The 18,083-nt window shown below is 63.8% G+C and carries 18 protein-coding genes and 1 pseudogene; 5 read left to right on the top strand and 14 right to left on the bottom strand.

Annotation, left to right across the window (positions count from 1 at the left end; translation table 11 throughout):
* Positions 1–34 precede the first annotated feature (34 nt).
* Positions 35–1,249, top strand: coding sequence for an MFS transporter (locus X741_RS138345; protein ID WP_023780613.1), 1,215 nt, complete (start codon positions 35–37; stop codon positions 1,247–1,249).
* An 85-nt stretch (positions 1,250–1,334) separates the two neighbouring features.
* On the opposite strand, the gene X741_RS138350 is transcribed toward X741_RS138345, so the two are convergent.
* Complete coding sequence (locus X741_RS138350; protein WP_023780612.1) at positions 1,335–1,682, bottom strand: GFA family protein; 348 nt, start codon at positions 1,680–1,682, stop codon at positions 1,335–1,337.
* A 113-nt stretch (positions 1,683–1,795) separates the two neighbouring features.
* Here X741_RS138350 and X741_RS138355 point away from each other — a divergent pair, with 113 nt between their 5' ends.
* The gene (locus tag X741_RS138355; protein WP_023780611.1) at positions 1,796–3,091 is read left to right on the top strand and encodes an amidase; all 1,296 of its coding nucleotides are present in this window, start codon (positions 1,796–1,798) and stop codon (positions 3,089–3,091) included.
* A 32-nt stretch (positions 3,092–3,123) separates the two neighbouring features.
* On the opposite strand, the gene X741_RS138360 is transcribed toward X741_RS138355, so the two are convergent.
* From X741_RS138360 to X741_RS138380, 5 genes are read right to left on the bottom strand one after another with little or no spacing between them, the layout of a single operon-like run.
* Positions 3,124–3,510 carry a hypothetical protein gene (locus X741_RS138360; RefSeq protein WP_023780610.1) on the bottom strand — a complete coding sequence of 129 codons (387 nt, stop codon included), beginning with the start codon at positions 3,508–3,510 and terminating at the stop codon, positions 3,124–3,126.
* Between the two features lie 42 nt (positions 3,511–3,552).
* Entirely contained in the window at positions 3,553–4,539 is a 987-nt protein-coding gene (locus X741_RS138365; protein ID WP_032928420.1) for a hydroxyacid dehydrogenase, read from the bottom strand.
* 2 nt (positions 4,540–4,541) lie between these two features.
* Positions 4,542–5,261 carry a FadR/GntR family transcriptional regulator gene (locus X741_RS138370; protein WP_023763971.1) on the bottom strand — a complete coding sequence of 240 codons (720 nt, stop codon included), beginning with the start codon at positions 5,259–5,261 and terminating at the stop codon, positions 4,542–4,544.
* Between the two features lie 2 nt (positions 5,262–5,263).
* On the bottom strand, positions 5,264–6,433 hold the full coding sequence (locus X741_RS138375; RefSeq protein WP_023780608.1) for a mandelate racemase/muconate lactonizing enzyme family protein: 1,170 nt from the start codon (positions 6,431–6,433) through the stop codon (positions 5,264–5,266).
* Between the two features lie 58 nt (positions 6,434–6,491).
* Entirely contained in the window at positions 6,492–7,379 is an 888-nt protein-coding gene (locus tag X741_RS138380; protein ID WP_023780607.1) for a sugar phosphate isomerase/epimerase, read from the bottom strand.
* Between the two features lie 401 nt (positions 7,380–7,780).
* On the opposite strand from X741_RS138380, the gene X741_RS138385 reads away from it, so the two are divergent.
* The 3 genes from X741_RS138385 (at position 7,781) to X741_RS138395 (ending at position 11,034) form a co-directional block, all read left to right on the top strand.
* Positions 7,781–8,836: a sugar phosphate isomerase/epimerase gene (locus tag X741_RS138385; protein WP_023780606.1), complete on the top strand. Its 1,056-nt coding sequence runs from the start codon at positions 7,781–7,783 to the stop codon at positions 8,834–8,836.
* A 52-nt stretch (positions 8,837–8,888) separates the two neighbouring features.
* Positions 8,889–10,076 (top strand): Gfo/Idh/MocA family oxidoreductase, encoded by a 1,188-nt coding sequence (locus tag X741_RS138390; RefSeq protein WP_023780605.1) that lies wholly within the window; start codon positions 8,889–8,891, stop codon positions 10,074–10,076.
* Positions 10,077–10,182: 106 nt separating this feature from the next.
* Positions 10,183–11,034: a sugar phosphate isomerase/epimerase gene (locus X741_RS138395; RefSeq protein WP_023780604.1), complete on the top strand. Its 852-nt coding sequence runs from the start codon at positions 10,183–10,185 to the stop codon at positions 11,032–11,034.
* Between the two features lie 234 nt (positions 11,035–11,268).
* Here X741_RS138395 and phnE (X741_RS138400) read toward each other — a convergent pair whose 3' ends face one another.
* From phnE (X741_RS138400) to phnK, 8 genes and pseudogenes are all read right to left on the bottom strand, one after another.
* The gene (phnE, locus tag X741_RS138400) at positions 11,269–12,636 is read right to left on the bottom strand and encodes a phosphonate ABC transporter, permease protein PhnE (protein ID WP_023780603.1); all 1,368 of its coding nucleotides are present in this window, start codon (positions 12,634–12,636) and stop codon (positions 11,269–11,271) included.
* A gap of 65 nt (positions 12,637–12,701) precedes the next feature.
* A complete protein-coding gene (gene phnE, locus X741_RS138405) occupies positions 12,702–13,661 on the bottom strand; it encodes a phosphonate ABC transporter, permease protein PhnE (RefSeq protein WP_023780602.1) in 960 nt (319 codons plus the stop codon).
* A gap of 55 nt (positions 13,662–13,716) precedes the next feature.
* Positions 13,717–14,625 carry a phosphonate ABC transporter substrate-binding protein gene (gene phnD / locus X741_RS138410; protein WP_023763978.1) on the bottom strand — a complete coding sequence of 303 codons (909 nt, stop codon included), beginning with the start codon at positions 14,623–14,625 and terminating at the stop codon, positions 13,717–13,719.
* 102 nt (positions 14,626–14,727) lie between these two features.
* Entirely contained in the window at positions 14,728–15,585 is an 858-nt protein-coding gene (gene phnC / locus X741_RS138415) for a phosphonate ABC transporter ATP-binding protein (protein WP_023780601.1), read from the bottom strand.
* A 134-nt stretch (positions 15,586–15,719) separates the two neighbouring features.
* Entirely contained in the window at positions 15,720–16,430 is a 711-nt protein-coding gene (locus X741_RS138420) for a DUF1868 domain-containing protein (protein ID WP_023780600.1), read from the bottom strand.
* Between the two features lie 83 nt (positions 16,431–16,513).
* Entirely contained in the window at positions 16,514–17,131 is a 618-nt protein-coding gene (locus tag X741_RS138425; RefSeq protein WP_023780599.1) for a DapH/DapD/GlmU-related protein, read from the bottom strand.
* Entirely contained in the window at positions 17,128–17,835 is a 708-nt protein-coding gene (gene phnL, locus X741_RS138430; protein WP_023780598.1) for a phosphonate C-P lyase system protein PhnL, read from the bottom strand. The genes X741_RS138425 and phnL overlap by 4 nt, the downstream gene beginning before the upstream one ends.
* Positions 17,836–17,892: 57 nt before the next feature.
* A pseudogene (gene phnK / locus X741_RS0136070) lies at positions 17,893–18,083 on the bottom strand (phosphonate C-P lyase system protein PhnK); the annotation flags it as partial.

Raw genomic sequence — 18,083 nt, 5'->3', positions numbered from 1 at the left:
AAATGCTGCGCTGCAACTTCATCGGAGACTGATCATGGCCGAATCCGCCACGGGCGCCGTCGACGCCGCCCTATTGAATCCCACGGACCAGGAGGAGCGAACAGAGCCCGCGTGGGGTGCCGTGGTCTCGCTCGCGCTTGGGGTTTTCGGCCTCGTTACCGCTGAATTCCTGCCCGCCAGCCTGCTGACGCCGATGGCGCGCGATCTCGGCGTCACAGAAGGCGTGGCGGGACAAGCGGTGACGGCGACCGCGATCGTCGGCGCCATTGCCGCACCGACCATGGCGATCATCACAAGGCGCATGGACCGCAGGCTGGTGATGTGGATGCTGACGATGTTCCTGATCCTGTCCAATCTCCTGGCCACCTTTGCTTCATCCTTGCCCATGCTTCTGCTTGCCCGCGTCGTGCTTGGCGTCGCCCTGGGCGGCTTCTGGGCGATGTCGGCTGCCATGGCGCTGCGGCTGGTGCCGATGCGGCTGATGCCGCGTGCCATGTCGATCATCCTGACCGGCGTTTCGCTGGCCACCGTCACCGCGGCCCCCGTCGGCGCCTATGTCGGTGACATGTGGGGATGGCGCACCGCGTTCATGATCGCGACCATCGTCGGCGCGCTGGCGCTGCTGGTGCAGGTGGCGACCATCCCGAAGCTGCCGCCCATGGGAGTGGCAAGCTTCCGCACCTTGCTCGAGGTGCTGGAGCGCCCGTCGATCAGGGTGGCGCTGCTGGTCGTGCTGCTGGTCGCCTCAGGGCACTTTGCCGGTTTCACCTATGTGCGCCCATTCCTCGAAAAGGTGCCCGTGCTCGACATCGAGACGATCTCGCTGGTGCTGCTGGCCTACGGCATAGGCGGCTTCTTCGGCAATGTCGCCGGCGGCATCCTGGCCGAGCGCAATCTCAAGGCAGCGGTCGCGCTGGCCCCCCTGCTGATTGCACTGGCCGCCGCCTCGATGCTGGTTCTTGGCGCCTCGCCGACCATTGCCGCGGTTTCGGTCGCGGTCTGGGGCTTTGCCTTCGGCGCGGTGCCGGTCGGGCTGCAGAGCTGGCTGGTGCGAGCCGCGCCCGACCAGGCTGAAAGCGCCGGCGGCTTGATGGTGGCGACGTTCCAGGTGGCGATTGCATTGGGCGCCGTCTTTGGTGGCCTGCTGGTCGACCATGCCGGCGTCGCCAGCGCATTCGCCTATTGCGGCGCGGCGACATTGCTCGCGGCCATCGTGGTGTCCCTCCGCGGTCCGAAGCGCGTGGAATAGTGCCGCCGAATTCCTGATTTACGAGCGGACCGAGAACCGTCACGGTTCTCGGTCCGCTGCCATTGTGATGGCTTATGCGACGGTGTCAGGCCGAGCGCCCGTCGAAGTCGAAGATCGACAAGGTCGACGGGTCGAGACCGGCGACACAGTTGAGGTTAATGTAGGCGCTGCGCTCCCCGCCTTCGCGCACATCCTCGGCGAAAGGGTGGATGCCGCAGGTGCGGCAGAAGCGGTGCGCCATCGCGTGACTGCCGAATGTGTAGGTGCCCAAATCATCACCCCAGGCCAGAATCCTCAGACTCTGGTGCGGGATGGCGCACAGGAGCGCGCCCTTGCGCGAGCAGATCGAACAATTGCACCGCACGGCCCCGGTCAGCTCCGCCTCGAATTCGAAGGCGACCTTGCCGCAGTGACAGCTGCCTTTGTAGAGCATCGTTTCTTCCTTGCGTCCGGCAGGGGTGCAAAACCACCTGCGCCGGGTTAAGTCTTGGCATTCCATGCCACTTGTCCAAGGACGTTCGAGGCGTCCGGAGCCCGACACCGAAAATGCAATCAACCCGCGATCATCTGGAAATCATCCTGGCGCGGCTTGCCGCTCGTGCCGGTGAGGAACGCGTGTTCACCAAGCTCTACGCCGAAGCGGCGCGAGCGGCAGCCGATGCCAGTGATGCCCGCAGCCGAGCCGGCGTGACGTTGGGACCGCTCGACGGCACCATCGTCTCGGTGAAGGATCTGTTCGATGTCGCCGGCGAACCAACCACGGCCGGCTCGCTGATGCGCAAAACCGCCATGCCTGCTTCGCGCGACGCGGCCATCATCAGCCGGTTGCGGCAAGCCGGCGCGGTGATCATCGGCAAGACCAACATGACCGAATTCGCCTTCACCGCGATCGGCGACAACATGCACTACGGCACGCCAGGCAATGCCGTCGATGCCAGCCGCATTCCCGGCGGTTCGTCCTCAGGTGCCGGCGTTTCCGTCGGCGAGGCGACGAGCGAAATATCGATCGGCTCCGACACCGGCGGCTCGGTGCGCATACCAGCATCGCTCAACGGTGTCGTTGGCTTCAAGCCGACGGCGCGGCGCGTGCCGCTGACCGGTGCCTTCCCACTATCTGGCACTCTGGATTCGATCGGGCCGCTCGCTCGAACGGTAGCCCAGTGTGCCGCTGCCGATGCCGTGATGGCCGGCAATGTGCCGGCCGAGCTGGCGCCGATCCCGCTTTCAGGCCTTCGCATCGGCATTCCGCGCGGCATTCTTTTTGGAGAAACGGAAAGCGGGGTGACCGCGGCGTTCGAGCATTGTCTCGGCACGATCGAACAGACCGGTGCGCGCCTGGCTGACATGTCGATAGACGATCTGCTTGGAGAAATGCGCGCGGCGACCAAACGTGGCTCGATCGCCGCGATGGAAGGGGCTGAAATCCATGCCGACTGGCTGGCGGCGGGAGCACCGGTGCCGGTCGATCCACATGTCAGCGGACCTTTGTCGCGGGCAGCCGCCATACCGACGCCGGTCTACATCAGGGCTTTGCGCCGCCGCGCCGCGCTGGCCGCCGCCATGGACGAGCGGCTGACATCGGTCGATGTGCTGGCCTTGCCGACGACGCCGATGATGGCGCCAACCATCGTATCGATGGCCGAGAATGCCGAGCTGCGCGATCACATAGAGGGCCTGCTGCTGCGCAACACGCAGGTCGCCAACCAGTTCGACCTCTGCGCGATCTCGCTGCCGATGCCCGGCATGACGCTACCCGCGGGGCTGATGCTGGTGGCGCGCAATGGCCATGATCGCCGTCTTTTGCGGATTGCCGCTGAAGTGGAGAGGCTGCTGGGTGGTTGATCGGCAGTCGGCAGCGAACCGCTGATGGCGGATCAATGCGACGAACAGTGCTTGCGTTCACTGTCCTTGGCGGTGCGCACGATGCGGGTCGCGACCAGCCAGGGCAGGCTGTAGTCCTTGCCGGCGATGGTTTGGGTACGCCGCTCGATCGAACCCCTGACGATGATCTTTCCGCTGTAGAGCATGTCGGACTGGTCCGTTATCGCCTTGTCGGCCTGCGGCAATCCGCTGGTGTCGATCGATACTCCCTTGATGATCGTGCCAGTGGCAAGGTCGAGCGCGCTGTTCGACAGGCAGGGCGCCTTGAAGCAGCGAAGCCCGTTGTCGCAATAGACATAACTGCTTTCGCCTGCGGCGAGTGCCGGCAGAGCGAAGATCGACGAAGCGACAACAGTCAGAACGAGAGGAAGACTGGACATGGCTCCCAGCGTTGCGGAGAATTGGGGCGAAACCGCGATGCGCTATATGTCGAGCGGAAAGCGCCGCCGGTAGTGATCGACCACGTCCGGATTGCGCAGGTTGACCGGCAGTTTGCCAGCCAGCACGAGCAGGGCCTCGCCCGCGGCGCCGACGCCCATGCGCATCATCGATTCCTCGGTGATGCCCGCCATATGTGGGGTGATGATGACGTTGTCGAAGCCGAAATAGGGATGATTTGACGGCAGCGGCTGCATCGAGAAAACGTCGAGCGCGGCACCGCCGATACGGCGCTTCTGCAGGGCCTCGATCAACGCCTCATCATCGACGACCGGGCCTCGAGACACGTTGATCAGCAGCGCATTGGGTTTCATGCGGGCGATGCGCTCGCGGCTGATCAGGCCGCGCGTCTCCGGCGTCAGCGGGCAGCAGAGCACGATGATGTCGCTCTGCTCGACCAACGCGTCGATCGACAGGAAGCCGACCTTTTCCGGCGCTGGCTGCATGCTGCGCGTCGTGGCCACCACTTTCAAGTCGAAGCCGTGCGCAGCGATATGGCCGACAGCCTGGCCGACGGCGCCAAGGCCGACGATGCCGATGGTCTTGCCGGCGAGTTCGATGTTGGCGTTGGCATGCTCGCGCCCGGCAAGCCAGCCTTTGGCGCGCAGGTCTCGGTCGACCCTGCGGAATTGCCGAAGCAAGGCAAGTGCGGTGAACATGACGTGTTCGGCAACCGAGCGCGCATTGACCGCCGGCACATTGGCCACCAGCACACCGGCGGCGGCCGCCGCCTCCATCGGGATCATGTCGAGCCCGGCGCCATGGCGGATCGCCGCCCTCAGCTTCCAGGCACCCTCGAACAGCGCCGGCGGCAGCGGGGCACGCACGATGACGATGTCGGCATCCCTGGCCTCCCTGATCAGGGTGTCGGCATCGAGCGCCGATGCAATCACAAGCTGGCCGGTGCCCGCCAGCTTGGCCGCGGCGCGCGGGTGCAGCGGATGGGTCGACAGGATCTTTGGCTGGGCCACGGTCAGGCCTTTTCGAGCGCCGGGTTCGGCGGAACAGCAGCCATGCCGCCTTCGATCAGGCCCTTCCAGTAGCTTTCAGCGCCCTGCAAATGCGCGCTCATCAGCGCCTGGGCGAGGTTGCCGTCGCGGCGCAGCAGCGCCTCGTAGATCTGCACGTGTTCGGCATGCGAGCGAACGCTGCGTTCGGGGTCGTTGAAATAGATCGGCAGGCGCTGCTCGCCCATCAGATAATAGACGCTGCAGATGTTGTGGAAGACGCTGTTCTTGGTGGCGCGCACAATCTCGAGATGGAATTCGCGGTCCTCCTTGGCAAGGCCCTCGCCGGCGGCGATGCGCTCCTCGGAAGCCCTGAGGATTTCGCGCAGCCGTTCGAAATTTTCCTCGGTGGCACGCGAACAGGCAAGTTCTGCGGCCTTGATCTCGTGGATCTTGCGCAACTCGACTGTCTCGTAAATCTGCAGCGGATCGAGCGGCAGCCCGGCACGGGCAAACAGCGCCAGCGCCTCGACGCTCGCCTGCTTGGTGTCGATGTAGATGCCGGACTTGGCACGGCGTTCGACGATCCGCATGGCTTCGAGGATGGCGAGCGCTTCGCGGATCTGGCCCCGGCTGACGCCGAAATGCTCCGCCAGCTCACGTTCCGACGGTGTCCGGCCGGTCTCCTTGTCCGAGTGGGAGAACAGATAGGCGGCGAGTTCCGCGAGGAGGTTCTTTTCTTTCATCGTCAATTGCGTTGCGCGTGCGCCTCCAGGAACCGCTCCGAAATGGTGAATCCCAGACCCGGCTTTTCGGGGATCGCTATCATACCGTCCCTTGCTTCGACAGTCTCTTCGATCAGATCGTGGATCATCGGGTTGGCGCCGAGCGAATATTCGACCGTGAAGCTCGCCGGCGACGCGGCGCAGACATGCAGCCCGGCAAAGAAGCAGGGGGCGCCGGCCCACAGATGCGGCGCAAAGCGCAGGTTGAAGGCGCTGGCGATGGTGCCGATCTTCATCGCCTCGCTGATGCCGCCGCAGAAGGCGGGATCCGGCTGGAAGATGTCGGCGGCCTTGAGCACGGCGAGGTCGCGGAAGGCATAGCGCGTCGCCTCGCTTTCGCCGGTGGCGATCGGGACGGCGCCCGAGGCGCGCACTTCAGCCATGCCCGGCTTGTCATCGGCAATGATCGGCTCTTCGAACCAGGCGAGATTGAGGTCGTTGACGAGATGGATGAAGCGCTTTGCTTCGGCGACCGTATAGGTGCCGTGGGCGTCGACCATCAGTTCGACATCGGGACCGAGCGCCTGGCGTGCGGCGCGGACACGCGCGGCGGAAATGTGCGCGGCGCCATCCATGGCGCCTACCCGCATCTTCAGCGCCTTGAAGCCGCCCCGGGCGATATAGGACTTCAACTGCTCGCCAATGGCATCGGCGGCGGCCCAGCCACCCGAGGCATAGGCCTGCATACGGTCGGCCTTGCGGCCACCCAGCAGCCGCCAGACCGGGACGCCCAGCGATTTGCCCAGAATATCCCAGAGCGCGATGTCGACGGCGCTGATGGCGGCGACACTCATGCCACGCCGCGCCAGCTGCGGCATGGCATGGCCGGTGCGCGCGGCGCTGTCGTGGCGCACGCCGTTGTAGAGCATTTCCCAGATGACGCCGATATCGGCCGGATCGCGGCCGATCAGTTGCGGCCCGACCTCATGGTTCAGCATGTGGACAAGGGCGCCGTAACTGCCGGCGCTGCCGGCGGCGTTCTTGCCTTCGCCCCAGCCGATCAGCCCATCATCGGTCTCGATGCGCAGGATGGCGGCGTCGAAGGTCGTGACCTGGCCGAAGTCGCTGCGGTGTTGCCGAGCGGCTTCGATCGGGATGCGGACCCACCAGGCTTGGACGGTCTTGATGCGCATATTTTTCCCCAGCCCTGCCGCCGGCCAGGGCGAAAGGGCAAAATCCCAAAGCAGTCGACTACTTGATCAGCGGCAGCAGCGTTTCGGCGGTGATGCGCATCTGGTCGGTGTAAAATCTTTCGGTGAGCACGCTGGAGCCGTGGTCCTGGATGAACTTCAGCTGCTCAGGCGAGATATCGACCGGGTGGCGCTCGACCATTTCGGGATAGGGTGCCGCCGGCGTGCGGTCGACCGGAGCGACGAACTCGTTGGTCAGCGCGCCGTCGTAGCCGACTTCCTTCAAGGTGGCGACGATCCTGGGCCAGTCGATCTGGCCCAGCCCGGCGGCGAAGCGGTTGTTGTCGGCGACGTGGAAGTCGAACAGGCGCTTTCCGACCTGGCGGATGGCGTCGTGGACGTTAAATTCCTCCATGTGGATATGGTAGGCGTCGAGGCAGACGCCGCATTCGGGGCTGACCGCGTCGGCCAGCGCCAGCGCCTGGGCGCCACGGTTGAACAGATAGGTCTCGAAGCGGTTCAGCGGCTCGACCGCGATCTTGACGCCGACCTTCTTGGCGTGGGTGAAGCATTCGCGGGTCGCGTCGACCACCCACTTCCATTCCTCTTCCTCGGTGCCGTCAGGCACCACCTTGCCGACGGTCGCGGGGACAAGCGTGATGATCTCGCCATCGAGTTCGCTGACCATGGTCAGCACGTCCTTGACATACTGCACCGAGCGCTCGCGCTGGCCCTGGTTCCTGGCGGCGAGGTTGCGTTCGCCCAGCATCAAGGTGACCGCGCCCCAGCAGCGGATGCCATGTTCCTTCAACAGCGCCCGCGTCTCGCTGGTCTTGTATTGTTCGGGCTCGCCGGAAATCTCGATCGACTCGTAGCCGAATTTCTTGATGCGCTTGAGCGTCGTCTCCAGGGGTTCCGCGCGCATCCAGTTGTGCGTCGAAAGATGCATGGTCCGTCCTTCCCAAAATTCGTCCGTATGGTTTGCCTGCGACATGCATCGCCGAAAGGCGACGCAAGGGTTCCTCCCCAAGGCATCCCCAGCCTTTTCCTTGCAAACTGGTTCGACCAATTGGGCCTTAAATGAGGTCTACAGCAAATTCCCCGGGACGGCAAGAAGCGCGGCATCGCAACTTTTCGTGCGGATTACTCTATTGATTATATTGCGATATATGCCATCATTTTGAGTAACTGGAGGGCTTTGGCGGCGCATTGGGAGGCTTGACCAAATTTGCTCATTTGGTAATACCAGAATGGCAGTGCCTGCAAAGCGCCCGATGCGAGAAGACCAAAATGGCTGGCCCTGCCTCCAATCGGCGCTATGCTTGGTCGCGACAAATGAGGAGGATGCCGATGCCAATGACAATGAAGGGCCCTGGACTGTTTCTGGCGCAGTTCGCGGGCGATGCGGCGCCGTTCAATTCGCTGGCTTCGATCACCAAATGGGCCGCGGGTCTCGGTTACAAGGGCGTGCAGATCCCGACCTGGGACGCACGCCTGTTCGACCTCGAGAAAGCGGCGTCTTCCAAGGCCTATTGCGACGAGGTGAAGGGCATCTGCGCTGACGCCGGCGTCGAGATCACCGAACTGTCGACGCATCTGCAGGGACAGCTGGTCGCGGTTCATCCGGCCTATGACGCGCAGATGGATGGCTTTGCGCCGCCGTCGGTGCACAATAATCCCGCAGCCCGGCAGAAGTGGGCTGTCGAACAGATGAAGTTCGGCGCCAAAGCATCGCGCAATCTGGGACTGAATGCTTCTGTGTCGTTTACCGGCTCGCTGGCTTTCCCTTACCTCTATCCGTTCCCGCAGCGGCCGGCTGGACTCATTGAGGAAGCGTTTGGCGAGCTCGGCAAACGCTGGAAGCCGATCCTCGACGTCTACGAGGACAATGGCGTCGATGTCGGTTACGAAATTCACCCCTCTGAGGACGTGTTCGACGGCGCCACTTTCGAAATGTTCCTCGACGCGGTCGGCGGCCACAAGCGCTGCAACATCAATTACGATCCGTCGCACTTCCTGCTGCAGCAGCTCGATTATCTCGAATTCATCGACATCTACCACGAGCGCATCAAGGCCTTCCACGTCAAGGACGCCGAGTTCAACCCGACCGGCCGGCAAGGCGTCTATTCCGGCTATCAGAGCTGGACCAATCGTGCCGGCCGCTTCCGTTCGCTCGGCGACGGGCAGGTGGATTTCGGCGGCATCTTCTCCAAGCTGACGCAGTACAATTATGATTCCTGGGCGGTGCTGGAATGGGAATGCTGCCTGAAGCATCCGGAAGACGGTGCTGCCGAAGGGGCGCCCTTCATCCAGCACCACATCATTCGGGTGACGGAGAAGGCATTCGACGATTTCGCCGCCGGCACCACCGACAAGAAGCTGTTGCGCGCCATGATGGGAATTTGACGCGGCTTCCCTCCATCGAGGGAATGATATTTCGGACATGAGGGAGAAAGACATGGTCGGCGCATCGAAGTCGGAGACGGGAGGCGGCCCGATCCGCTACGGCATGGTCGGTGGCGGGCAGGGCGCCTTCATCGGCGCGGTGCACCGGATCGCGGCGCGCTTGGACAATGATTTCGTGCTGGTTGCCGGCGCGCTGTCGTCCGACCCGGCGCGCGCCAAGGCTTCGGCCGCCGAACTCGGGCTCGACCCGGACCGCAGCTATGCGTCCTATGCCGAAATGGCCAAGGCCGAGGCCAAACGTCCCGACGGCATCGAGGCGGTGGCCATCGTGACGCCGAACAATGTCCACGTGCCGGCGGCCAAGGCTTTCCTCGAGGCCGGTATCCACGTGATCTGCGACAAGCCGCTGGCGACGACGCTGGCCGAGGCGAAGAAGCTCGCGGCGATCGTCGAGAAGACCGGCAAGGTGTTCGTGCTGACCCACAATTACACCGCCTATCCGATGGTGCGGCAGGCGCGCGAGATGGTCGCCAAGGGCATGCTCGGCGACATCCGCATCGTGCAGTCCGAATATCCGCAGGACTGGCTGACCGAGGACCTCGCCGCCACCGGCCAGAAGCAGGCATCCTGGCGCGGCGATCCGAAGCAGGCGGGTGCGGGCGGTGCGCTGGGCGACATCGGCACGCATGCCTACAATCTCGCCCGCTTCGTCTCCGGATTGGAACTTGATTCGCTCTCTGCCGATCTCGACGCCTTCGTGCCGGGGCGGCTGCTCGACGACAATGTCAACGTCATGCTGCGCTTCAAGCCCGCCGGCAAGACGCATCCGGCCAAGGGCATGATCTGGGCAAGCCAGGTGGCGCCCGGGCATGAGAACGGCCTGAAGTTGCGCATCTATGGCTCGAAGGGCGGGCTGGAATGGGTGCAGGCCGATCCGAACTATCTCTGGTACACCCCATTCGGACAGCCGAAGCAATTGATCACCCGCAACGGTGCCGGCGCGCTGCCGGTGGCGGGCCGCGTCAGCCGCGTTCCTTCGGGCCATCCCGAGGGCTATCTCGAAGGTTTCGCCAATATCTACCAGGAAGCCGCGCGCGCCATCCGGGCAGCGCGCAGAAAGGGCGGCAAGCCGGCAAAGGATGTCGTCTTCCCAACGATCGCCGACGGCGTCGAGGGCATGGCCTTCATCGAGGCCTGCGTGAAGTCGTCGAAGAAGAATGGGGCGTGGACGAAGCTGTAGGCGCGCGCCTTCCCTTGGGGAGACGGTGGCCGCGAAGCGGCCGGATGGGGGCATGGCGCGAAGCTGGCGGAACAGCCAGTGCGCCGTCAAATGGGGAGGGGAGTCGATGAAAATCGGCATGTGCATGTTCTTGTGGACGACGGCGGTGTCTAAGAAGCACGAGCCGCTGCTACGCGACATCAAGGCGACCGGCTTCGATGGCGTCGAGATACCGATCTTTTCCGGCACGCCGGACGACTACAGGAAGTTGGGCGACCTGCTCGACCGCATCGGCTTGGAGCGGACGGCGGTTTCGGCGATGGGCGATCCGGCGATGAACCTGATCTCGGCCGATGCGGCCACGCGCAAGGCCGGTATCGACTACATGAAATGGGCTGTCGATTGCGCCGAGGCGCTTGGCGCCCGCACGCTGAGCGGCCCGCTGCATTCGACGCTCGGCGCCTTTTCCGGTTCCGGGCCGACTGCCGCCGAGAAGAAACGCTCGGTGGCGTCGCAACGCGTCATCGGCGACCATGCCGGCAAGCGGGGGGTCACCATCGGGCTCGAGGCGCTGAACCGCTTCGAATGCTATCTTCTCAACACGATGGCCGACCTGTCGGAGCATATCGACTCCATCGACCGGCCGCACATCAAGGCGATGTACGATACATTCCACGCCAATATCGAAGAGGCCGATCCGATTGGCGCCTACACGAAGCACCGCCGCAATATCGTGCACGTCCATATTTCGGAAAACGATCGCGGTGTGCCGGGACGCGGCAACATTCCGTGGAAAGAGACGTTCGCGGCGATCCGCAAGAGCGGTTATGACGACTGGCTGACGATCGAAGCGTTCGGACGTTCGCTGAAGGAGCTGGCGGCGGCGACCAAGGTGTGGCGCGATTTTTCCGAGACGCCGGAAGCGGTTTATCGGGATGGGTATAAGCATATCAAGGATGGGTGGAGAGGGGCGGCTTAGGTAACAATGCCGCCGTCCAACGAACGCCGCGTTCCTTCACACCCCCCTCTGTCCTGCCGGACATCTCCCCCGCAAGGGGGGAGATCGGATGTTGTGCTGGCTTTCGCCAGTCTCCAGTGTTGCAATGGAGGCGCCACCTGTGAAACTGCCAATCTCCCTCCTTGCGGGGGAGATGGCCGGCAGGCCAGAGGGGGGTGCTGTCCCGCCGACATCTCGCCGCATTCTGGAAGATGCCTACCCCTGTTCAGCCTGGATCCTGTTGTAATCGTGGATCGTCCGGCTGAGCCTGCGGCGCAGGAAGTTGGAGATGTTGTCGAAGATGAAGACCACCACCAGCGTCAGCAGCACCATGTAGAAGACGTTGGCCCAATTGGAGTTGGTGCGCATCGCTTCCCATAATTTCAGGCCGATGCCGCCGGCGCCGACGGCGCCGATGATGCTGGCGCCGCGGGTGTTGGATTCCCACTGGTAGAGCGTCTGGCTGATGAACACGGGCACCACTTCCGGTATCACGCCGTAGCGCTGCACCAGAAGGCCGTTGGCGCCGGTCGAGACGACGCCCTCGCGCGGCTTGTCGTCGATGTTCTCCAACGCCTCGGAATAGGTTTTGCCGAGCGTGCCGATCTCGGTGAAGAAGATCGCGGCGCTGCCGGCCAGGGGCCCTGGCCCGAAGGCGCGGGTGAAGAACAATGCCCAGATCAGCATGTCGACCGAGCGCATGAAGTCGAAGAAACGCTTGAGCACCTGGCTCAGCAATCCGCTCGGCGTGATGTTGCGGGCGGCGAAGAATGCCAGCGGAAAGGCGACGATGCCCCCGAGCAGCGTGCCGAGAAACGCCATGACGATGGTCTGCAGCAGCTTCGTCCAGACGTCGCCGTGCTGCCATTGGGCGTTGTTCCAGATGTTGTCGCCGGCAAGCGCGAGGTTCGAGGTGCCGGGTTTCAGCTGCGGCCCGGACACGATCAGCGAGACCACGTCTCCCGCCGATTTGCCGAAGAAGGGCGAGCGGGTGTCGAAGACGAAATTCGCCCAGCCGAGGAAGCGCTTGCGCACTTTGACGCGGTCGACGGTGACGCGCACCTCGCCGGCGAAGCCCATCTTGGCGACCACTTCGTCGTCATGCGCGGTGATCCAGTCCGGCTCCGGGCCTGAGATAATCGGCTTGCCGCTGGTCAGCGCGACAGGCACGGTCTGGCCGTTGGCCATGATCGTCGCCTGCGCCTTGTCGAAAGTGACGGATTTAGCCGGCCCGTCGATCTGCACGGTGAACGTGCCGTCCGGGTTCCTGATCACCCAGTCGGGGTTCGGGTTCTCGCCAAGCGCGGAGAAGCGCGGATACTTTGGCGTGATCTCGGCTTGGTCGAGGCGAAACTCCGGCTGCAGATCGTAGCTGACCCACTGCGACAGGAACAGCGGCAGGCGCTCCCAGTGCGATTCCCGCAGCACCTGCGGCAGGCTGAAGAACCACATCGCATAGGCGAGGTAGAGCACCGTGCCCAGAAGCAGGAACAGCGGGCCGAAGCGCTTGTAGGCCGGGCGCCGGAACACCTGCGGAAAGCGGTCCTCGATCGCGCTGATTTCGTCTGACGTCATGGTCGCCATGATTCATCTTTTTGTTTGACCATGATCTCTTCCGAAAACCGGCCTCCACTTTTCGGGACCATGGTCTAAGCCCCCATCACGAAGGCCTGCTCGCCGACGAGCTTGCGGCGCAGCCAGGCGGAGAACTGGTCGACGATGAAGATGGTGGTGAAAAGGAGCAGCACCAGCGCCAGCGTCTTGGCGCCGAAGCCGCGCGAGATGGAGAGCTTGAGCTCCTCGCCAATGCCGCCGCCGCCGACCGCGCCCATGATGGTGGAGATACGAACGTTGATCTCGATCCGCAGCAGCGTGTAGGACATGAAGTTGGGCAGAACCTGCGGCAGGACGGCAAAGCGAACCCGCTCGAACCAGTTGGCGCCAACCGCCCGCAGGCCTTCCTCGGCCCGCATGTCGATGTTCTCATTGATCTCGTAGAACAGCTTGCCCAACGCGCCGATCGAATGCAGGCCGATGGCGATGATGGCGGCCACCGGGCCGATCGAGACGATGGCCGCGAACAGGCCGGCGATGACGATCTCGGGGAAGGCGCGCAGCAGCTCCATGAAGCGCTTGACGACAAGCCGCAGCACAGGGTGCGGTGTCAGGTTGCGCGCGGCGATGAAGGAGAACGGCACGGCGAAGACGAAACCGATGAAGGTGGAGACCAGCGCCACGTTCACCGTGGTCAGCATCAGCTCGAAATATTCGGGGATGTAGAAACCGCCCCAGACATAGACGCGGCCAAGCGGGAAGTTGAATTCCTGGGTGCCGGTATCATGCGGCGAGGCGATGTCGAACAAAGCCCGCCAGACGTCGTTCCAGTCCTTGGGGACGAGCCAGCTCAGGAAATCCAGGATGTGCGGCAGCCGGTCGAAGAAATGGCCGGCATTGGCTTCGTCGGCGAACCACATGCTGGCGAGCATGGCGACAAGCAGCAGCGCGACGCCGAGGGCGGTATAGAACCGGCGCAACGACGTCTGCCGTCGCCAGGCATCGGCCATCTGGTGGGTAGCGCCAGAAGAGGGGGCTGTCACGGAAAGGGTCATGATCGGAGATGCAAAAAGGGCGGCGTTTTCAGCGCCGCCCTTTCCGATTTCGCCGTTAGCCGCCGATGGCTGCCTTACGGGCTTCGACGATGACGTTGTAGAAGTCCGCCTTCACCGGAACGTAGCCGGTAAAATCGCCGCCTTCCACGCCTTCGAAGCAAGCCTTGTCCTTCTTGGGCAGGTCGGTGAAGAAGGCGGTCAGCTTGGCGGTCATGTCGTCGCCAAGCGCGGTGCGCACGACCAGCGGGCCGTTCGGAATCAGGCCCGAGCGCCAGACTTCGACGAAGTCGTTGGGGTCGACGGCGCCCTTGGCGACTTCCTTGTGGAAGGTGCCCGAAGTGTAGCCGTTCTTGAAGTCGCCGATGCCCGAGGAATCGTCCACGGCGACGTCGACCTTGCCGTCACGCACGGCCAGGACGTTGTTCTCGTGGCCGCCGTTGAACTGGGTCGAAGCGAAGAAGGTCTCGTTCGAAGCGCCGGTGTCCTTCGGGATCTGGGTCAGCGGGATCAGGTAGCCCGAGGTCGAATCCGGATCGGCGTAGCCGAGCTTCTTGCCCTTGGCCGATTTGATGTCGGTGATACCGGAGGACTTGAGTGCCAGGCCGATCGAATAATAGCCGGTGGCGCCGTCGGTCTGCTGGGTGGTGAGGATCGGGGTAACGGCCTTCGGGTCCTTCAGCGCGACGCTGGCGTAGCCGGAAGCGCCGAGTTCGGCGAAATCGAGCGTACCGCCGAGCAGGCCCTGGATGACGCCGTCATAGTCGGCGGCCGGGAACAGCGAGACCTTTTCGAAGCCGAATTCAGCCTTCAAATGGTCGGCCAGGCACTGGTAGTTGCGCAGCCGGTCGGTTTCGTTCTCGCCACCGAGAATGCCGACTCGGAATTCCTTCATGTCGGCGGCGTGGGCCATGCTGGTGGCCATGGCGAGCACCGAAACGGCGCTGAGAACCATCTTCCTGAACATTGATATCTCTCCTGTAGGTTCCGGCCCCGCGCCGGCAGCGTTATCGATTTTGACAGGTGCCCTTGACGCGGGCGGACGATCCGAGCCGCTCTTTTCTTGAACTCAGTAACCTGGAAACGCAGGTTCGAGCGGTCCGGCGGATGCGGCGATCTTTCGCTTGAAGGCAACGCTGGTGGAGGTGATGGCCTCCGAAATCTCGCCACCATTGCTGTCGGCGCCGTAGACGAGGCGGACGGCCTCGCGGTCGAGCTCTTCCGGCGCGCCATCGAAGACGACCTTGCCGGCCGCCATGCCGATGATGCGGTTGCAATAGGTGCGGGCGGTATCCAGCGTGTGGAGGTTGGTGACGACCGTGATGCCCTCGCGCAGATTGATGTCCTGCAGCGAATCCATCACCACCTTGGCATTGAGCGGGTCGAGCGAGGCGATCGGCTCGTCGGCGAGGATCACCCTGGGCTGCTGCATCATGGCGCGGGCGATGGCGACGCGCTGCTGCTGTCCGCCCGATAGCGTTCCGGCGGGCTGCAGTGCGGTGCGGGCGATGTCGAGCCGCTCAAGGGCGGCGACGGCCTCGGCGCATTCGGCGCGGGAGAACATGCCGAAAAGGTTCGATATCGTCGAACGGTGGTTCAGCTTGCCGAGCAGCACATTGGTCAGCACGTCGAGGCGCGGCACCAGGTTGAACTGCTGGAAGATCATGGCGCAGTCGCGCTGCCAGCGCCGCAGCGGCGAGCCGCGCAACTGGGAGACTTCGGCGCCGTCAAAAAAAATCGACCCCTGGCTGGGATCGATGAGACGGTTGATCATGCGAAGAAGGGTCGATTTGCCGGCGCCGGAACGGCCGATGACGCCGACCATCTGACCCTGCGGGATCGAGATGTTGATATCGCTGACAGCGGTGTTCTTGCCAAATCGTCGGGTGACGCCGCGGATTTCGAGCGTGGCTGAGGTTGCTGGCATGGGCAGGTTCCCGTCAGGACCATGTTGATCGTCAGGCTTCTCGCCTAACGCAGCCACATGAACCTGCCATGTCGCCTGGATGTCAGTTTTGTTACGCTCCACAGGCGCTGCGTCATGCGCCCGTTTCCGCGCGATCAGCCGAGGACCAGCAATTCCTCGAAATGCTCCATGTCGCGGAAGCTGCAGAAGGCGGGCGGCTTGATCTCGATCACCGGCGCCTGGCGCGCGAGAAGCGCCAGGCAATCGTCGAACAGCGTCTGCCACGCGGCCGCCCTGTCGTCGGCAAGACGCTGGATCTGATAGGCGAGGGTGATGTGGAAGACGTAAGCGTCGTGATCGGGGTGCCGGTACCCGAACGGCACCGCCAGCGCATCGCGCCATTGACGCATGATGCGCACATCCTCGTCCGTCGCACCGGCAACGGTGAGGCCGGTGGGCACGATTTCGACCACCTTGATGTTGAACGGGCCGAAGCCCCGGAAATCCTTCAAGCGTTCCAGGTAAAGGCGGGTCATGGCGTCGATGCTGGTATCGAGCGGCACATCCTGCGGCCAGTAGGGCAAGCGGCGGCGGTATTCGATGATGCCTTGGAACAGCGTCATGTGCAGGCTGGAGACGGGCGTGAAGGCCAGCCGATCAGCATCGGGCATCGCCCTCATCTTCTCGCGCACCGCAAGCACCACGGCCTGCGACGGCGAGCCGCCGACCAGATGGCTGACGACGGTGTTGCCGGGCTCGATCAGGAAGTTGCCCGACGTGTCGTAGCGCGTGCCAAGATGCGCCGGTGGCGTCGGGTTGGAGCCGGCAAAGAATCCAGCGAGCGAGGGGCTGATTGTGTCGGGCATTGCGATCTCCTTGGGGAGATGGCCTCGTGTCCGAGTCGTGTGTCAAGGATATGAACGAGTTCCCATGACGACGATGTGAGGAGCTATCCCTCGTATTTCTCCAGGAAGGCTTCGGCGGACAGTTCCCGGAAATCGTCGAGTGAGGCACGCAGCCGAGCGTGATCCCAATCCCACCAGGCGAGTGCCTGATAGCGTTCGGCCGTTCTGCGGTCGAAGCGCTCGCGGATCGGTTTTGCCGGCACGCCGGCGACGATCGTGTAGGGGGCGACATCTTTCGATACGACCGCTCCAGCGCCAACCGCCGCGCCATCACCGACCGTTATGCCGGGCAGGACGGTCGAGCCATGGCCGAGCCAGGTGTCGTGGCCGATGGTGACGCGCTTGGCGCGACGCTCCGCGAAGAATTCGCTCTCGTGCTCGGCGTCGTCCCAATAATCGGAGGCGCGGTAGGTGAAGTGGTGCAGCGTCGGCCGCCAGGTCGGGTGGTTGGTGGCGTTGAGGCGCACGCTTGCGGCGATGTTGGCAAACTTGCCGATCGTCGCGCACCAGACGGCGCAGTCTTGCATCATGTAGGAATAGTCGCCGAGTTCGCTTTCCGAGACCCGGCTGCGGTCGGCGATCTCGGTCCAGCGGCCGAGCGTGGAATTGTGCACCTCCGCTGTCGGGTGAACCAGCGGCGTCTCCGACAATTTCCTGGTCATGCGGCGAGTTTTCCCGGAGCGAAAGCGGTGACGTCGATGATGCGGTCGGCCACCGCCTCGCGCACGTCGTGGTCGTGGAAGATGCCGAGCAGGGCGACGCCATCCGCCTTCTTGGCGGCGATGAGTTCGATCACCACGTCGCGGTTCCTCGCATCGAGCGAGGCGGTCGGCTCGTCGAGCAACAGGATCGGGTGTTCGGTGATGAAGCCGCGCGCGATGTTGACACGCTGCTGCTCGCCGCCGGAGAAGGTTGCCGGCGGCAGCGCCCAGAGCTTCTCCGGCAGGTTGAGCTGCGCCAGCAGCGCGCGCGCCTTGCTTCTTGCCGCCTCACGGTCCTCACCGCGTTCGACCAGCGGCTCCGCAACCACATCCAGCGCCGAGACGCGCGGCACGGTGCGCAGGAACTGGCTGACATAGCCGATCGTCTGCCGGCGCACGGCAAGAACGGTGCGCGGACTGGCGTTGGCGAGATCGATCAGCGCGTCATCGTGCGTGACGATGATCTGGCCCTCGTCGACGGCATAATTGCCGTAGAGCATTTTCAGGATCGAGCTCTTGCCGGCACCGGACGGGCCGCCGAGCACCGTGCATTCGCCGGCCCAGATGGAGAACGAGACACCAGCGACGACCGGCAGTTTGATGCCGTCACGCAGGTGCATGGTGAAGCTCTTGGCAACGTCGGAGACAACGAGCGGGGTCGGCATCAGAGGGTTCTCCAGTCGTTAGTTTGCAGGCCAGAGGGGGGTGCCTTGGCGCCATCGTCACACCTGCAAAATCGAGGAAACAAGCAATTGCGTGTAGGGCGCGCGCGGATCGTCGAGCACGCGGTCGGTGAGGCCGCTTTCGACGACGCGGCCGTCCTTCATCACCATCATGCGCTGCGACAGGAGGCGCGCCACCGCGAGGTCGTGGGTGACGACGATGGCCGCGAGACCGAGATCGGTGACCAGCC

It is taken from the genome of Mesorhizobium sp. LNHC221B00, from assembly GCF_000502935.1.
Classification (GTDB): domain Bacteria; phylum Pseudomonadota; class Alphaproteobacteria; order Rhizobiales; family Rhizobiaceae; genus Mesorhizobium; species Mesorhizobium opportunistum.
The sequence above is the reverse complement of the archived record's forward strand: the minus strand, read 5'-3'. Positions and strand labels throughout refer to the sequence as shown.

Bases quoted from the DNA above. Each gene is read 5' to 3' on its own strand.
- X741_RS138345 (WP_023780613.1), top strand. From the start codon at position 35: ATGGCCGAATCCGCCACGGGCGCCGTCGACGCCGCCCTATTGAATCCC.
- X741_RS138350 (WP_023780612.1), bottom strand. From the start codon at position 1,682: ATGCTCTACAAAGGCAGCTGTCACTGCGGCAAGGTCGCCTTCGAATTC.
- X741_RS138355 (WP_023780611.1), top strand. From the start codon at position 1,796: ATGCAATCAACCCGCGATCATCTGGAAATCATCCTGGCGCGGCTTGCC.
- X741_RS138360 (WP_023780610.1), bottom strand. From the start codon at position 3,510: ATGTCCAGTCTTCCTCTCGTTCTGACTGTTGTCGCTTCGTCGATCTTC.
- X741_RS138370 (WP_023763971.1), bottom strand. From the start codon at position 5,261: ATGAAAGAAAAGAACCTCCTCGCGGAACTCGCCGCCTATCTGTTCTCC.
- X741_RS138375 (WP_023780608.1), bottom strand. From the start codon at position 6,433: ATGCGCATCAAGACCGTCCAAGCCTGGTGGGTCCGCATCCCGATCGAA.
- X741_RS138380 (WP_023780607.1), bottom strand. From the start codon at position 7,379: ATGCATCTTTCGACGCACAACTGGATGCGCGCGGAACCCCTGGAGACG.
- X741_RS138385 (WP_023780606.1), top strand. From the start codon at position 7,781: ATGCCAATGACAATGAAGGGCCCTGGACTGTTTCTGGCGCAGTTCGCG.
- X741_RS138390 (WP_023780605.1), top strand. From the start codon at position 8,889: ATGGTCGGCGCATCGAAGTCGGAGACGGGAGGCGGCCCGATCCGCTAC.
- X741_RS138395 (WP_023780604.1), top strand. From the start codon at position 10,183: ATGAAAATCGGCATGTGCATGTTCTTGTGGACGACGGCGGTGTCTAAG.
- phnE (WP_023780603.1), bottom strand. From the start codon at position 12,636: ATGGCGACCATGACGTCAGACGAAATCAGCGCGATCGAGGACCGCTTT.
- phnE (WP_023780602.1), bottom strand. From the start codon at position 13,661: ATGACCCTTTCCGTGACAGCCCCCTCTTCTGGCGCTACCCACCAGATG.
- phnD (WP_023763978.1), bottom strand. From the start codon at position 14,625: ATGTTCAGGAAGATGGTTCTCAGCGCCGTTTCGGTGCTCGCCATGGCC.
- phnC (WP_023780601.1), bottom strand. From the start codon at position 15,585: ATGCCAGCAACCTCAGCCACGCTCGAAATCCGCGGCGTCACCCGACGA.
- X741_RS138420 (WP_023780600.1), bottom strand. From the start codon at position 16,430: ATGCCCGACACAATCAGCCCCTCGCTCGCTGGATTCTTTGCCGGCTCC.
- X741_RS138425 (WP_023780599.1), bottom strand. From the start codon at position 17,131: ATGACCAGGAAATTGTCGGAGACGCCGCTGGTTCACCCGACAGCGGAG.
- phnL (WP_023780598.1), bottom strand. From the start codon at position 17,835: ATGCCGACCCCGCTCGTTGTCTCCGACGTTGCCAAGAGCTTCACCATG.